17 protein-coding genes are annotated in these 14688 nt (G+C 71.5%); 9 read left to right on the top strand and 8 right to left on the bottom strand.

Annotated features, from left to right (window positions below):
- The first annotated feature begins 8 nt into the window (after positions 1-8).
- Positions 9-545, top strand: a complete 537-nt coding sequence (locus ACIRU3_RS18245; protein WP_404057254.1) for an NUDIX hydrolase — start codon at positions 9-11, stop codon at positions 543-545.
- On the opposite strand, the gene ACIRU3_RS18240 is transcribed toward ACIRU3_RS18245, so the two are convergent.
- Together ACIRU3_RS18240 and ACIRU3_RS18235 are read right to left on the bottom strand one after the other, a co-directional pair.
- Entirely contained in the window at positions 542-799 is a 258-nt protein-coding gene (locus ACIRU3_RS18240) for a hypothetical protein (protein ID WP_404057252.1), read from the bottom strand. The genes ACIRU3_RS18245 and ACIRU3_RS18240 overlap by 4 nt on opposite strands.
- A 194-nt stretch (positions 800-993) precedes the next feature.
- Positions 994-1854: a 3-hydroxybutyryl-CoA dehydrogenase gene (locus tag ACIRU3_RS18235; RefSeq protein WP_404057251.1), complete on the bottom strand. Its 861-nt coding sequence runs from the start codon at positions 1852-1854 to the stop codon at positions 994-996.
- Between the two features lie 171 nt (positions 1855-2025).
- On the opposite strand from ACIRU3_RS18235, the gene ACIRU3_RS18230 reads away from it, so the two are divergent.
- Positions 2026-3261: a glycoside hydrolase family 10 protein gene (locus tag ACIRU3_RS18230; RefSeq protein ID WP_404057249.1), complete on the top strand. Its 1236-nt coding sequence runs from the start codon at positions 2026-2028 to the stop codon at positions 3259-3261.
- 1 nt (position 3262) lies between these two features.
- Here the strand turns inward: ACIRU3_RS18230 and ACIRU3_RS18225 are convergent, their stop codons facing one another.
- Positions 3263-3460 carry a DUF1918 domain-containing protein gene (locus ACIRU3_RS18225; RefSeq protein WP_404057247.1) on the bottom strand — a complete coding sequence of 66 codons (198 nt, stop codon included), beginning with the start codon at positions 3458-3460 and terminating at the stop codon, positions 3263-3265.
- A 16-nt stretch (positions 3461-3476) separates the two neighbouring features.
- Positions 3477-4388: a DMT family transporter gene (locus ACIRU3_RS18220; RefSeq protein WP_404057245.1), complete on the bottom strand. Its 912-nt coding sequence runs from the start codon at positions 4386-4388 to the stop codon at positions 3477-3479.
- Here ACIRU3_RS18220 and ACIRU3_RS18215 point away from each other — a divergent pair.
- The 3 genes from ACIRU3_RS18215 (at position 4387) to ACIRU3_RS18205 (ending at position 7025) form a co-directional block, all read left to right on the top strand.
- The gene (locus ACIRU3_RS18215; protein ID WP_404057243.1) at positions 4387-5910 is read left to right on the top strand and encodes a PLP-dependent aminotransferase family protein; all 1524 of its coding nucleotides are present in this window, start codon (positions 4387-4389) and stop codon (positions 5908-5910) included. The two genes, ACIRU3_RS18220 and ACIRU3_RS18215, sit on opposite strands and share 2 nt — an antisense overlap.
- Before the next feature lie 10 nt (positions 5911-5920).
- The gene (locus ACIRU3_RS18210) at positions 5921-6358 is read left to right on the top strand and encodes a GNAT family N-acetyltransferase (RefSeq protein ID WP_404057241.1); all 438 of its coding nucleotides are present in this window, start codon (positions 5921-5923) and stop codon (positions 6356-6358) included.
- A 73-nt stretch (positions 6359-6431) separates the two neighbouring features.
- A complete protein-coding gene (locus ACIRU3_RS18205) occupies positions 6432-7025 on the top strand; it encodes a histidine phosphatase family protein (protein ID WP_404057239.1) in 594 nt (197 codons plus the stop codon).
- On the opposite strand, the gene ACIRU3_RS18200 is transcribed toward ACIRU3_RS18205, so the two are convergent.
- From ACIRU3_RS18200 to ACIRU3_RS18185, 4 genes are all read right to left on the bottom strand, one after another.
- A complete protein-coding gene (locus tag ACIRU3_RS18200; RefSeq protein WP_404057237.1) occupies positions 7007-7450 on the bottom strand; it encodes a DUF6314 family protein in 444 nt (147 codons plus the stop codon). The two genes, ACIRU3_RS18205 and ACIRU3_RS18200, sit on opposite strands and share 19 nt — an antisense overlap.
- A gap of 133 nt (positions 7451-7583) precedes the next feature.
- A complete protein-coding gene (locus ACIRU3_RS18195; protein WP_404057235.1) occupies positions 7584-8021 on the bottom strand; it encodes a carboxymuconolactone decarboxylase family protein in 438 nt (145 codons plus the stop codon).
- Positions 8018-8443, bottom strand: a complete 426-nt coding sequence (locus ACIRU3_RS18190; RefSeq protein ID WP_404057233.1) for a MerR family transcriptional regulator — start codon at positions 8441-8443, stop codon at positions 8018-8020. The genes ACIRU3_RS18195 and ACIRU3_RS18190 overlap by 4 nt, the downstream gene beginning before the upstream one ends.
- Positions 8444-8494: 51 nt before the next feature.
- A complete protein-coding gene (locus tag ACIRU3_RS18185) occupies positions 8495-9727 on the bottom strand; it encodes a cysteine desulfurase (RefSeq protein ID WP_404057232.1) in 1233 nt (410 codons plus the stop codon).
- 92 nt (positions 9728-9819) lie between these two features.
- Between ACIRU3_RS18185 and ACIRU3_RS18180 the strand changes: the two genes are divergently transcribed.
- From ACIRU3_RS18180 to ACIRU3_RS18165, 4 genes are all read left to right on the top strand, one after another.
- Positions 9820-10416, top strand: coding sequence for an ABATE domain-containing protein (locus ACIRU3_RS18180; protein WP_404057231.1), 597 nt, complete (start codon positions 9820-9822; stop codon positions 10414-10416).
- Positions 10417-10670: 254 nt separating this feature from the next.
- Entirely contained in the window at positions 10671-13295 is a 2625-nt protein-coding gene (locus ACIRU3_RS18175; RefSeq protein ID WP_404057230.1) for a YfhO family protein, read from the top strand.
- Positions 13296-13316: 21 nt separating this feature from the next.
- Positions 13317-14267: a glycosyltransferase family 2 protein gene (locus tag ACIRU3_RS18170; protein ID WP_404057229.1), complete on the top strand. Its 951-nt coding sequence runs from the start codon at positions 13317-13319 to the stop codon at positions 14265-14267.
- The gene (locus ACIRU3_RS18165; protein WP_404057228.1) at positions 14267-14662 is read left to right on the top strand and encodes a GtrA family protein; all 396 of its coding nucleotides are present in this window, start codon (positions 14267-14269) and stop codon (positions 14660-14662) included. Before ACIRU3_RS18170 ends, ACIRU3_RS18165 begins: the two co-directional genes overlap by 1 nt.
- Positions 14663-14688: the final 26 nt, after the last annotated feature.

Raw genomic sequence — 14688 nt, 5'->3', positions numbered from 1 at the left:
GCAGAACCGTGCAGTGGACGAAACAGAACGAACAAACTGTCTATGAAAACCGCTGGTTCAGCGTCAACCTCGCAGATGTCGAGCTGCCGGACGGCCGGCACCTCGACCACTTCCTGATCCGGTTGCGGCCGGTCGCCGTCGCCACGGTGGTCAACGAGGCCAACGAAGTCCTGCTCCTGTGGCGCCACCGGTTCATCACCGACAGCTGGGGCTGGGAACTGGCCGCGGGTGTCGTGGAGGACGGCGAGGAGATCGCGAGCGCGGCCGCCAGGGAGCTGGAGGAGGAGACCGGTTGGCGGCCGGGACCCCTGTACCACCTGATGAGCGTGGAGCCGTCCAACGGCCTCACCGACGCCCGGCACCACATCTACTGGTCCGACCGGGGCGAGTACGTGGGGCATCCCGTGGACGACTTCGAGTCGGACCGCCGGGAATGGGTCTCCCTCAAAGTCGTCCCCGACCTGATCGCCCGTGGGGAGGTGCCGGCCGCCAACATGGCGGCCGCGTTACTCCTGTTGCACCACCTCAGGCTCGCCGATGCCTAGTGGGCCAGCGCCTGCCAGACCGTCACGACCAGCGCTCCCAGGGCCGTGAGCGCGGCGAGTGAGGGCAGCGGCCAGCGCGCGTGTTCCAGCGAGCTCATGCGCGTGTGCAGCTCGTCCACTTCCTTGGCGGTCTCCTCGGCGCGGTGACTGAGCAGGGCGAGTCCTCCCTCGACTCGGGTGTACGCCACGTCGAGGCGGCGCCGTAACTCTGCGAGTTCTCCATGGACCACGGGATGCTCTGGATCGGCGGTCACGTGTCCACTCCTTTCCGTAGTCGAACGTGGTTGTTCCGCATCCCTTGCATGCGCATGAAGAGTGAACTCGCCTGGTGGGCGCGTGGGGAGCGTGTGCGAAGGGCATATGCGGGCCCGGCGCGCACACGGTGTGTGAAACAGATGGGCCCGGCACCGAGTTCGGTGCCGGGCCCGCGGAGCGTCGCTCTTCGTAATCAGCCGTAGGTGTAGAAGCCCGAGCCGGACTTCCGGCCGAGCCGGCCCGCGTCGACCATGCGCTGGAGCAGCGGGGGAGCGGCGTACAGCGGCTCCTTGTACTCGGCGTACATCGAGTTGGCGATGGAGACGATGGTGTCCAGGCCGATCAGGTCGGACAGCTTCAGCGGGCCCATCGGGTGGGCGCAGCCCAGCTCCATGCCGTTGTCGATGTCCTCGCGGCTCGCGATGCCCGACTCGAACATGCGGATCGCGGAGAGCAGGTAGGGCACCAGCAGCGCGTTCACGACGAACCCGGAGCGGTCCTGGGCGCGGACGGCGTGCTTGCCGAGCACCTTCTCGGCGAAGACCTGGGCGCGGCTGAGGGTGCCCTCGGAGGTGGTGAGCGCCGGGATCAGTTCGACCAGCTTCTGCACCGGGGCCGGGTTGAAGAAGTGGATGCCGACCACGTGGTCGGGGCGGGAGGTGGCGACCGCCAGCTTCACCAGCGGGATGGAGGAGGTGTTGGAGGCCAGGATCGCGTCCGCGCGGGTCACCACCTGGTCGAGCACCTGGAAGATCTCCGTCTTCACCTGCTCGTTCTCCACGACGGCCTCGATCACCAGATCGCGGTCCGCGAACTCGCCGAGATCGGTGGTGAAGCTCAGCCGGGCCTGTGTGTCGTCCCGCTCCGCTTCGCTGATCTTGCCGCGCTCGGCGGCCTTCGCCAGGGAGTTGAACAGCCGGGTACGGCCGATCTCCAGGGCCTCGCCGGTGGTCTCGGCGACCCTGACGTCCAGTCCCGCGCGGGCGCACACCTCGGCGATGCCGGCGCCCATCTGGCCGCAGCCCACGACTCCGACGCGTTCGATGTCGGTCACATCGTTCCCTTCGCTGGTGTTCTCCGGCTCCGGCAGGACCTCCGGGTTCGGCGCCTGCTCCGATCGTGCACGTTACCGCCAAGTATCGATGATCGATCGCCCGGGTGGGGGCATCCTGGGGCGCGGAACGATCCGTGACGACACGGATCCGGAGCGTATGGGGGTGTGCAGATGGGGCGGATGTCACGGCGCGCGTTCGCGATCGCGGTGCTGTCGACGCCGGCGATGGCCCGGAGCGCGGCGGCGGACCAGGGGGCGCCGGGCCGGCGGCCCCGCGGGGCCGCGGAGATGCGGGGGGTGTGGCTGGCGACCGTGGCCAACCGCGACTGGCCCTCGCGGCCCGGCCTCACGGCCGACGAGCAGCGGGGTGAGCTGATCGCCCACTTGGACAAGGCGGTCCGCGACCGGCTCAACACGGTGGTCTTCCAGGTGCGGCCCACGGCGGACGCCCTGTGGCCCTCGCCCTACGAGCCCTGGTCCGAGTACCTGACCGGCACCCAGGGCAGGAACCCGGGCTGGGACCCGCTCGGCACCGCCGTGCAGGAGGCGCACGCCCGCGGTCTGGAACTGCACGCCTGGTGCAACCCGTACCGCATCGCCAACCACACGGATCCGGGCCGGCTGGATCCCTCGCACCCGGCCCGCAAGCGCCCGGACTGGGTGGTGGCCTACGGCGGAAAGCTCTACTACAACCCGGGCCTGCCCCAGGTCCGGGCCTTCGTGCAGCGGGCCATGCTCGACGCGGTGGCCAGGTACCCGGTCGACGCCGTCCACTTCGACGACTACTTCTACCCGTACCCCGTCGCCGGGCAGACCTTCGACGACGACGCCGCCTACGAGCAGTACGGCGGCGACTTCCCCGGCCGGGCCGGCTGGCGCCGCGACAACATCGACAAGCTGGTGCAGGAGATGGCGGCGGGCATCAAGCGGGTCCGGCCCGGCACCCGGTTCGGGACCAGCCCCTTCGGGGTGTGGCGCAACGCCACGACCGACTCACGCGGCTCGGACACACGGGCCGGCGTGCAGACGTACGACGATCTGCACGCGGACACCCGCAAGTGGGTGCGCAACCACTGGATCGACTACATCGTCCCGCAGCTGTACTGGCACATCGGATTCGCCGCCGCCGACTACGCGACCCTGGTCGACTGGTGGGCACAGGTGGCCAAAGGCACGAAGACCGACCTGTACATCGGCGAGGCGCTGTACAAGGCGGGAGCGGCGGGGCAGCCCTCGCAGTGGCAGGACCCGGTCGAGCTGTCCCGGCACCTCACACTCGCCGCCGAGCATCCACAGGTGCGCGGGCATGTGTTCTTCGCCGCCAAGGACGTGGCGACGGATCCGATCGGGGCGATGGCGCGGGTGGTCGCCGACCACTACGGGCAGCCGGCGAAGCCACCGCGCTGATCTACCTCTGTTCCTTGTCCTTGTGCTTGATCTGGCAGTCGGGGCCGGGGGACATGATCGCCTCGTGCCCGTCCTGGAAGCGGACACGATACGGAGGATTGCCCTCGGTACCCAGCACTTCCACGACTTCCGAGATGTGGTCGTGTTGGCCGACCACCCTGCCGTGCTGGACAAGCTGGTCGCCCACGGTTGCGCGCATCAGGCCCTCCTCACGGTCACGACCGTTGGGTGACGGCGATGCAGACGAGCACGGCGACAGCGGTCAGAGGAGCGGCCGCAGTAAGGTGCTCGCCCAGCAGCAGCGCCGACCACACCAGTGTGAGCAGCGGCTGGGCCAACTGCAACTGGCTGGCCTTCGGGATCCCGACGGCCGCCATGCCGCGGTACCAGACGACCAGTCCGAGGAACTGCGAGACCACCGAGACCCACAGCAGACCCACCACGCCGTGCGAGGTGAGCTGCACCGGCTCGTACGAGAGCGCCAGCGCGGCGGCCGGCAGGCTCAGCGGCAGGCACAGCACCAGCGCCCAGCCGACGACCTGCCAGCCGGGCATGACCCGGGCCAGCCGTCCGCCCTCGGTGTATCCGGCCGCGCACACCAGCAGCGCGCCGAACAGGTAGCCGTCGGCGGCGGTGAGCGTGCCGCCGCTCTCGCCGAGGGTGAAGGCGAGCACCGCCGCCGCGCCCGCCAGCGCCGCCAGCCAGAACCGCCGCGCGGGCCGGTGGCCCATGCGCAGGGCCGACCAGGCGGCGGTGGTCAGCGGCAGCAGGCCCACCACGACGGCTGCGTGCGACGTGGAGGAGGTCCGCAGCGCGAGCGTGCTCAGCAGCGGGAAGCCGAGCACCACGCCGGCCGCCACGACCGCGAGGCCCGGCAGATGCCGGCGGGCGGGCAGCGGCACCCGAAGCGCCAGCAGGCACCCGCCCGCGACGAGCGCCGCGAGCACGCTGCGCACGGCCACCAGGGACCAGGGGCCGAAGCTTTCCAGACCCCAGGCGGTGGACGGGAAGGTGAGGGAAAAGGCGATCACGCCGAGGGCGGCCTGCCCGGTACCGAAGGCCCGGTGGTCGCGGGGGGCGGGAACCGCTATCCCCCTCGCGGTAGTAGCGCTACTCTGTGCTCTCATGTACAAGCGTAGCAGTGTCGGCGAACTGGCAGAACAGCTCCGGCGGGAACTGGAGTGCTACTCACCTGGTGGAAAGCTCCCGTCGAGCAGGGCACTGGTCGAGCGGTTCCGGGTGAGCCCGGTGACCGTGTCCCGGGCCCTGGCCCGGCTGGCCGCCGAGGGGCTGGTGGTGACCCGGCCCGGCGCCGGTGCCTTCCGTGCCCGGCCGTATGCCGCCGCCGCGCCCGCCGGGGACACTTCGTGGCAGGAGGTGGCGCTGAGCGCCGACGGCGTCGCCGACCTCGTACCGCGCACCGTGGACGCCTCCGGGGTGACGGTCTCGCTGGCCGCTCCGCCGCCCGGCGTCCTGGAGTTCAACGGCGGCTATCCGCACCCCTCCCTGCAGCCCGAGCGTGCCATGGCCGCGGCCCTCGCCCGGGCCGGGCGACGGCCCGGCGCCTGGGGCAGGCCGCCGCTGGAGGGACTCCCCGAGCTGCGGGAGTGGTTCGCGCGCGGTATCGGCGGAGCTGTCACCGCGGCCGAGGTGCTGATCGCGGCCGGCGGCCAGTCCGCGCTGGCCACGGCCCTGCGGGCGCTGGCCCCGCCCGGTGCACCGGTCCTGGTGGAGTCGCCCACCTATCCGGGCATGCTGGCCCTGGCCCGCGCGGCCGGCCTGCGCCCGGTCCCGGTGCCCGTCGACCCCGACGGCGTACGGCCCGACCTGCTCGCCGACGCCTTCCGGGCCACCGGTGCCCGGGTCTTCGTCTGCCAGCCCCTGTTCCAGAACCCGACGGGCGCGCTCCTGGCCCCGGACCGCCGGGCCGAGGTGCTGCGCATCGCCCGGTCGGCGGGCGCGTTCGTCATCGAGGACGACTTCGTACGACGCCTCGTGCACGCGGACTGCGGCCCGCTGCCCCGCCCGCTGGCCGCCGACGACCCCGACGGCGTCGTCGTCCACGTCGGCTCGCTGACCAAGGCGACCTCGCCGAGCTTCCGGGTGAGCGCGCTGGCCGCGCGCGGGCCCGTGCTGGAACGCCTGCGCGCCATCCAGGTCGTGGACAGCTTCTTCGTCCCCCGGCCGCTCCAGGAGGCCGCCCTGGAACTCGTCGGCTCACCGGCCTGGCCCCGCCATCTGCGGGCGCTGTCGGCCGAGCTGAAGACCCGCCGGGACGTCATGACGAGCGAACTCGCCCGTCATCTCCCCGAACTCGTCCTGCCGCACATCCCGGCCGGCGGCTACCACCTCTGGCTCCGCCTCCCCGACGGCGCTGGGGGCACCTCCCAGGCTTTGGGCTCTGGGGGAGAGTCGTCCCTGACCGCCGCCGCTCTGCGCGCCGGCGTCGCACTGACCCCGGGCCGCCCCTATTTCAGCGCCGAACCCCCCGCGGGCCACCTCCGCCTGAGCTTCGCGGCGGTGGCCGGGACGGGCGAGATCGCGGAGGGGGTGCGACGGCTGCGGGTGGCGTGGGACGAGGTGTTCCGGAGCGGGGCGACGGTGGCCCGGGCCGGCAAACCGTTCGACGCCGGCTCTGCCGTCCTGTGAGGATCCCCGTATGAGCGACGCACCCGACCTCCCCGACGGCTACGAGTTCTCCGCCGACACCGCCCGCGTCGACATCGACCGCGTCCACGGCTGGCTGTCGACCGACGCGTACTGGGCGATCGACCGGCCCCGGGACAAGCATGAGCGGGCCATGGCGTCCTCGATCAACTTCGGGGTGTACGCCACGGCCTCGGGGGAGCAGGTGGCGTATGCGCGGGTGGTGACCGACCGGGCCCTGTTCGCCTGGCTCGCCGACGTGTACGTCGACCCCGCGGTACGCGGCAAGGGCGTAGGTACGGCGTTCGTCGGCCGCATCCAGGACCACCTGCGGCCCTTCGGGCTGCGCCGCATCCTGCTCGCCACGGAGGATGCGCACGGGGTGTACGAGAAGCTGGGCTTCCGGCCGCTGGACCGCCCCGACCAGTGGATGATGCACCCGTTCGAGTAAGCGTGCGCACACCACGGGTAACTCACAGCCGACAGCCCTTGACCTGTGCACACCCGAGGCACACCATCACCGCATGCCACTTCGGGTCACGTTCGTCGCGGCCGCGCGCAGTTCCCCGCTGCTCGCGGAGCGCTTCGAGGACGACCGGCCGCTGGACCAGGCCGGCTGGGACGAGGTGCAGAGCGTCGCCGCGGGGCTGCTGCCGCTGGCGGCGGCCGAGCTTCGCTACTGCTCCCCGACCCCGCGCAGCCGTGCCACCGGCGACGCCCTCGGGTACGCCCCGCTGGTCCAGCTCGCCCTGCGTGACTGCGACATGGGCCGCTGGCGCGGGCTGACGCTGGGCGAGGCGATGGCCCGCGAACCGGACGCCGTGGACGCCTGGCTCGCCGACCCGCGGGCCACTCCGCACGGCGGTGAGTCGCTGCTGGCCTTCATCTCCCGGGTCGGCGGCTGGCTCGACACGCGCCCGGTGGACGACGGCGGCCGGGTCGTCGCCGTCGCCGAGCCCTCGGTGATCCGCGCCGCCCTGGTGTACGCCCTGAAGGCACCGCCCTCGACCTACTGGAACATCGACGTCCGCCCGCTCTCGACGACCACGGTGACGGGCCGCTCGGGCCGCTGGAACCTCCGCCTGGACGGCGTGTTCGCTCAGCCCTCGCGCACGTAGTCGGTGGTGAGCACCAGATCCTTCGCGGGTCCGCCGACCCGCCACACCGAGCGCCAGTGGTCGGCGTCCCGGACGGTGAACTCGCCCCGGTAGTGGTCGGCCGCGCACGGATGGCCGACGACGCAGCGGCCCGAGGCCAGGTCCAGGTCGTGGAAGGGCCGGCCGTCCGCGAACCGCACGTCCGCGGTGCCCGGCGCGGCCCCGGGCAGGAAACGCAGGGTCCGGGTCGCGGGCCGTGCCACGCCCTTCCAGGTGAAGGTCCCCGACTCCTCGTGCAGCAGCCCGCCGCCGTCGAGCGGGCTGAACACGGTCACCCCCTCGAAGCGTCCCTCCTCCCCGCTCGCCAGGTCCCGCACACTCCGCACCACCTGCCAGCGTCCGGCCAGGTGGGCCAGCACATCGGCCACGGGCCAGAACTCGCCCATCATCACCCCTGTCCGCCCGTCCCATTGACGTGCTCATACCTCTTCCCCATCTTGCCGTTCGAAGTGCTGACCGTTATTTGATATTTCGAACGACTCGAAGGCGCGGAGTGTCCAGGCAGCCGGGTGGTACGGATCAGGCAGAAGCAGCCGCGGCCCGAGCGGGCTGCTGTCCGAGCGGCAGCAGCCCGCGCTCGGCGAAGACCTTCTTCGCGGCGAAGGTGGCGTTGAGTGCCTTCGGTACGCCGCAGTAGACGGCGGAGTGCAGCAGCGCCTCCGTGATCTGCTCGGGTGTGAGGCCCACGTTGAGGGCCGCGTTCACATGGACGTCCAGCTGGGCCTCGCAACCGCCGAGCGCGGTGAGCATGCCCAGGGTGACCAGCTGGCGGTCGCGCGGGACGAGTCCGGGACGGTCGTAGATCTCCCCGAAGGCCCATGCGACGATCTGGTGCCCCAGCTCGGGGCTGATGTCGGCGAGCGAGTCGACGACCCGCTGCCCGGCCTCGCCGTCGACCCGCTTGAGGACCTCCAGGCCGCGCTCGAAACGCTCTTCACGGGTGGTGCTCTCGCTCATGTCGGTTCGTCCGTCCCCGGCCGCGTCTCGTCCAGCAGCCGTACGTAGTGGTCGATCTTGTCGTCCAGCGCGACCGCGTTGCGCCTGAGCGCCCGGATGCGGTCGGCCACTTCGGCGCGGTGCTCGCGCAGCAGCGCCAGCCGGTCGGCGACCGTCGCGTCCCCCTGTGCCCGCAGCCGTGCGAAGCGCTGCATGTCGGAGATCGGCATGCCGGTCTCGCGCAGCCGCAGCAGGAACTCCAGCCAGGCCAGGTCGGCCGCCTGATAGCGCCGCTGGTTGCCGGTGGTCCGGCCGACCCGCTCGATCAGGCCGGCCTTCTCGTAGTAGCGCAGCGTGTCGTGCGAGAGGCCGGTGCGCTCGGCCACCTGGGCGATGGTCAAAGACGGCTCCCGGTCCTGCGGGAGGGGCTGTCCGCTGGTCATGACAAGAACGGTAGAACCTGGAGCGCGCTCCAGGTCAAGCGTGTTTGCCGATCACCGGCCGAAGTACTTCTGAGCTGCGCGGACACCGTCCACCAGGGCGTCCACCTCGTCCAGGGTGTTGTAGACGTAGAAGCTCGCCCGGGTGGTCGCCGGGATGCCGTACCGCCTCACGATCGGCCGGGCACAGTGGTGGCCGACCCGGACGGCGACGCCCCGCTCGTCCAGCACCTGGCCGACGTCGTGCGGGTGGATGCCGTCGACCGTGAAGGAGACCGCCGAGCCCCGGTCGGCGAGGCCGGCCGGGCCGACGATCCGCACGCCGGGTACCTCGCCCAGCAGTTCCAGGGCGCGGGCGGTCAACGCGTCCTCGTGCGCGGCCACCTCGGCCATGCCCAGCGCCTCCAGGTAGTCCACGGCCGCCGCGAGGCCGACCGCCTGGGAGGTCATGGGCACGCCCGCCTCGAAGCGCTGCGGCGGCGGCAGGAACGTGGTGCGGTCCATCTCCACGATCTCGATCATCGAGCCGCCGGTGAGGAACGGCGGCAGCCCGGCGAGGAGGTCCGCGCGGCCCCACAGCACGCCCACGCCGTTCGGGCCGAGCATCTTGTGCCCGGAGAAGGCAAGGAAGTCCGCGCCGAGCGCCCGGACGTCGACCGGCCGGTGGGGGACGGACTGTGCTCCGTCCACGACCACGAGCGTGCCGTGCGCGTGCGCCCGGTCGGCCAGCGCGCGGACCGGGTTGATCGTGCCGAGGACGTTGGACTGATGGGTGAGGGCCAGCACCCTGGTGCGCTCGTCCAGCAGCTCGTCGACGCGGGTCAGGTCGAGCCGGCCGTCGTCGGTCAGCCCGAACCAGTCGAGCGTGGCGCCGGTGCGCTCGGCGAGCTGCTGCCAGGGCACGAGGTTGGCGTGGTGCTCCATCTCGGTGACCACGATCCGGTCCCCGGGGCCGAGCCGGCGGGCGTTGCCGAGGGCGTAGGCGACGAGATTGATGCCCTCGGTGGTGTTCCTGGTGAAGACCACCTCGTCGGGAGCGGCGCCGATGAACCGGGCGACGGTGTGCCGGGCCTGCTCGTAGGCCTCGGTCGCCTCGCCCGCGAGCTGGTGCGCCCCGCGGTGCACGGCCGCGTTGCGGGTCAGGTAGAAGTCCCGCTCGGCGTCGAGGACCTGGAGCGGTTTCTGGGTGGTCGCCCCGGAGTCGAGGTAGACGAGCGGGGCGCCGCCGTCCATCGTCCGCTCCAGGATCGGGAAGTCCTTGCGCAGCGCGTCCGCGTCGAATGCCACGGGGTCTCACCTCTCACGGTGTCTCACGGTTTTTTGCAGTGTTCTCCGTGAGGAACGCTAAGCCCTCCTCACGGAGAATCGCAAGGATTACCATGAGGGCCGTGGATCACGAAGCCTCTGTATACCTGCATCAGGTTCCCGTTCCGGGAGAGGACCGCTACCTCTCGCTGGCGCTGGTCAACACGCGGTTCGTGGTCAGCCACGGCCAGGTCGACCTGCTGGAGGACGCGGAGGCCGCACAGCTGTGGCTCGTCCGGCACGAACTCCTGCCGGACCGGGTGGCACTGGGTGGCAGGCATGCGGGCAGGCTGCGCACCCTCCGCGAGGCGCTGCGCACCCTGTTCGCGGCGTACGGGGCCGGGCAGCGGCCGCCCGCCGACGCTCTCGACACCCTCAACGCCGCCCTCGCCGCCGCTCCGCCGACCCCGCGGCTCGCCTGGGCGGCCGACGGCCCCCGCCGCGCCGACACCCCCGACACCGCCAACCCGGCGGCCGCCGCCCTCTCCCTGCTCGCCGAGGACGCCACCGACCTGCTCACCGGCGCCGACGCCGGCCAGCTCGCCGAGTGTGCCGCGCAGGGCTGCGCCCGCTGGTTCCTGCGCTCCCACGGAGCCCGCCGCTGGTGCACCACCAAGTGCGGCAACCGGGTGCGCGCGGCCCGCGCCTACGCCGCCCGCAGGGTCAATTAACCTGAATAACACTTTCCCGAAAACTTGGGTTTCCCTGCCGGTTGCGACATCCATAATTCGTTTACCGGATTCGGAATGATCCGCCTCACTTTTAGCTGAGGGCACAACCAATCGGAAACGTGCCCCGTCTAACCCGGCGAATCGATGAGGCACACATTCCGCGGGAGATCCCCCAAAATGCATCGCTCGACTTCACCCGCCAAAAGTGGCGCTGCTCACAGGAACGCGCGGCGACACCCGGACAGGAACAGGGTGTGAAAGCGATATCCCGACCGAGGCGGGCCGCCGCCCTGCTTGCGGCGGCGCTCACGATCACGGCGTTCTGCGCCGCTGACCTCATCGCCCGCAGCTACCCGTTCGGCCCCCGCACCCGCAGCGTCAACGACCTCGGCAACCAGTACGTGCCCTTCCACGCCCACCTGTGGGACCTGCTGCACGGCAGGGCCGACGGCGGCCTCCTCGTCAACTGGCAGTCCGGCTACGGCTCCAGCTTCCTGCCCGACCTCGGCACCTACCTCGGCAGCCCCTTCGCCCTGCTCGTGGCCGTCTTCCCACGGGACGAGATCGACCTCGCGGTGTATGCGATCACCGTCCTGAAGACCGCGGCGGCCGCGGCCGCGATGGCCTGGCTGCTGCTCGCCCTGCGTCCCGGCCGCTGGTGGGCGGCGGGCCTGCTCGGCGCCTCCTACGCCCTGTGCGGCTGGAGCGTCGCCGACGCCTCCTACAACCCCATGTGGCTCGACGGCCTCGTCGCCCTGCCCCTGCTCTGCCTGGTCGGCGAGTGGGCCCTCGCCGGACGCCGCCGCCATCTCGGCGTCCTGATCGTGGCCCTCGCCTGGATCGCCAACTTCTACACCGCCTACATGGCCACCATCGGCGCCGCCCTGGTCCTGCTGCTCCGCCTGCTGCTGGCCGCCCCGCCCCGCCGGCAGGCGCTCGCCGCGGTCGGCCGCGCCGCGCTCACCGTCGCCCTCGGCGTGGGACTCGCCGCCCCGCTCGTGACGGTCATCTACTTCGGCACCGAGCACGCCTACCCGGGCCGCGTCCGCCAGTTCGCCCCGGTGGCGAGCGAGGACCTGCTGGCCCGACTGCTCCCCACCACCTACGGCTTCGGCTCCCCGGCCGTCTACGTGGGCATCACGGCCCTGCTGCTCGCCCTCGCCCTGCCGTTCCACCGCGGGGTCCCCGCCCGGGTGCGCACCGGCTGGACGCTCCTCGTGCTCGTCGTGACCCTGTCGATGCAGTGGGAGCCGACCCACCTGGTCTGGCACGCCTTCACCACCCCGCAGGGCAGTCCCTACCGCCAGGCCTTCGTGCTGTGCGGACTGCTGGTGATCGCCGCCTGGCACACCCTGTCCCACGGCCCGCCCGACCGGCGCGCGCTGGCGGCGGCGACCGGACTGCTCGTCCTGATCACCCTCGGTGCGAGCCGCAGCGACCTGGTGCGCCCCTTCGCCTGGCCGGTGCTGCTGCTCGCCGTCGCGGGCACGCTCGGCGGACTGGCCCTGCTCGGCCGCGCCGCCGCCGGGCAGCGCTCCCGGCTGGCCGGCCTGGCCGTCGTGCTCCTCCTCGGTGCCCAGCTCGGCGAGACCGCCGCCACCTCCGCCGTGGCCACCCGGCTGCGCCTCGGGCACATGGACGACTACGAGCCCTGGGGACAGCGGCAGCAGCGGCAGACGGACGCGATCGAGCAGGCCGACGGCTGGCCCCGGTACCGCACCGACCCCGGACGCGAGCAGACCGTAGGCAACGATCCGATGGTGGTGGGCGGCCAGGGCGCCCAGTACTACAGCAGTCTGACCTCCGACGTCCTCAGCCGTACGCTCACCGCGCTCGGCGACGGCTGGACCTCGCGCGGCCGGAACGTGCAGAGCCTCGACAACGCCGTCACCGACGCGATCTTCTCCGTGGGCGCGCGGGTGCACTCCCCGCCGGACCCGCACCAGAACTGGTTCCCGCAGGACGGCCACGGGGTGACCGTCTCCCGCCAGGACGTACCGCCCCTGGTGACGGTCCGTCCGGCCGGCGCCGCCGCGCACGCCGGCCTCTCCGCGTTCGGTCCTTCGCCGTACCGCAACCAGGAGCTGCTGCTGGGCACCCGCGTGTACACCGTGCCCCGCCTCACCGTGCGCACCAGCGTCGGCCGGGTGCCGAGCCGCAGCGACGACGACCGGCCCGGTCTGCGCATCGGCGCTCTGCCTGCCGCAACGGCCGTGCACAAGCCGACCGTCACGGCCCGCTGCCCGGCCGGCAGCGAGGTGTACCTGTGGGCACCGCACCTCTCGGGCACCGCGCGGCTCGCCGGTGCCACTGCGCAGGACCCGACCGGACGGTTCCGGTCCGACCATCCCGTCACCAAGATCGCGCCGATGCAGCGGCTCGGCACGGTTCCGGCCTCCGGCCGACTGCGCATCGACCTGTCGCCGGACAAGACGAGCATGATCCCGGACGGTGCGGTCGGCTGCCTGGACACCGCCCGGCTGCACACCGTGGTCGAACGGTTCAGGTCCACCGGCGCCACCCGGGTGACCGTCTCCGACGGCACGATCCGGGCCGAACTCCCGCCCGGCAGCAGGGGAACGGCCGTCGTCGCCGCTCCCCGGATCGCCGGCTGGCGCTGTGCCACGGGCGACGGGCCGGAACGGCCCGCGGGGGAGTACCACGGCCTGATCGCCGTGCCCCTGAACGGCACTGACGGCACCTCGACCTCACTGACCTGCACCTTCCACCCACCTGGCCTGCGGCTGGGCACGGCCGTCGGGGGCGCCTCGCTGCTCACGCTCGCCCTGCTCGGCACCCTGACCGCCGTCCGCCGCCGACGCGCCCCGGCACCGCCCACGACCGCACCGTCGCGCGAGCGCGTGCCCACCGCCCTCTGACCCGGCCCCTGGGGGACCGCCATGCTGATATCGATCGTCGCACCCTGCTACAACGAGGAAGACGTCCTCGAGCGCTTCCACGAGGAGGTCCAGAAGATCGCCGACGAGCTGCTGCCGCTCGGCCACGACATGGAGTTCGTCTACGTCGACGACGGCAGCCGGGACCGCACGCTCGCCGTCCTCAGGCTCCTCGCCGAGTGCGACTCGCGGGTGCGGTACGTGTCCTTCAGCCGCAACTTCGGCAAGGAGGCGGCCCTGCTCGCGGGCTTCCGGCACGCCTCGGGGGACTCGGTGGTCGTCATGGACGCCGACCTCCAGCACCCGCCCGAACTGATCAAACGGATGGTGGAGCTGCGCGACCAGGGCTACGACCAGGTCATCGCCAGGCGCTCGCGCACCGGTGACCGTCTCACCCGCACGCTCACCGCCCGCCTGTACTACCGGCTCATCAACCGCCTGGTCGACGTCGAACTCGTCGACGGCGTGGGTGACTTCCGCCTGCTGTCGCGCCGCGTGGTGGACGCGATCCTGAACCTCACCGAGTACAACCGCTTCTCCAAGGGCCTGTTCGCCTGGGTCGGGTTCCCGAGCACCACCTTCGAGTACGAGAACGCGCTGCGCGAGGCCGGCCGCAGCTCCTGGTCCTTCCGCGGCCTGCTCAACTACGGCCTCGACGGCCTGCTGTCCTTCAACAACCGGCCGCTGCGTGCCGCCCTGTGGCTCGGCACGGGCCTGCTGCTGTGCGCGGGGGTGTACACCGCGTGGATCGTGGGCGCCGCGCTCGTCAACGGAGTCCAGACACCCGGGTATGTGACCATCATCACCGCCGTCACGGCCCTCGCGGGCGTGCAGATGGTCATGCTGGGAGTCATCGGGGAGTACACCGGCCGCATCTACTACGAGGTGAAGGGGCGCCCGCACTTCCTGGTGAAAGCGACCAACGTGGAACGGACGAAAGACCTTATCCCTTGATGTCGAGACAGATAGCCACCTTTGCCGTGGTCGGTGTGGTGAACACGGCCACGTACTATGGTCTTTACCTACTGTTTCTCACTCGGCTTCCTTATCTGGCCGCACATATTCTCGCTTTCCTGCTGAGTATGATCGGATCCTTTTTCCTCAACGCGCGCTTCACCTACCGGACCCGGCCGACCTGGCGGAAATTCCTGCTGTTCCCGCTGACCAATGCCAGCAATTTCCTGATCACCACCGCGGGTGTGTATGTGATCGTCGACGTCCTGCACGCCGGAAGCCGCTTCGCCCCGCTGCTGGCCTCGGCGGCGGCCATTCCGGTGACCTTCGTCGTCTCCCGCCGGATCATGCTGCCCAAGGCGGACGCCGTCCCCGAGCCCGCGATGCACCGGTGAGCGACCGGGAGGGCCGCCGTCGCCCC

Source organism: Streptomyces sp. NPDC101151, from assembly GCF_044768335.1.
Taxonomy (GTDB): Bacteria; Actinomycetota; Actinomycetes; order Streptomycetales; family Streptomycetaceae; genus Streptomyces.
This window is presented reverse-complemented; position numbering and strand designations above follow the sequence as displayed.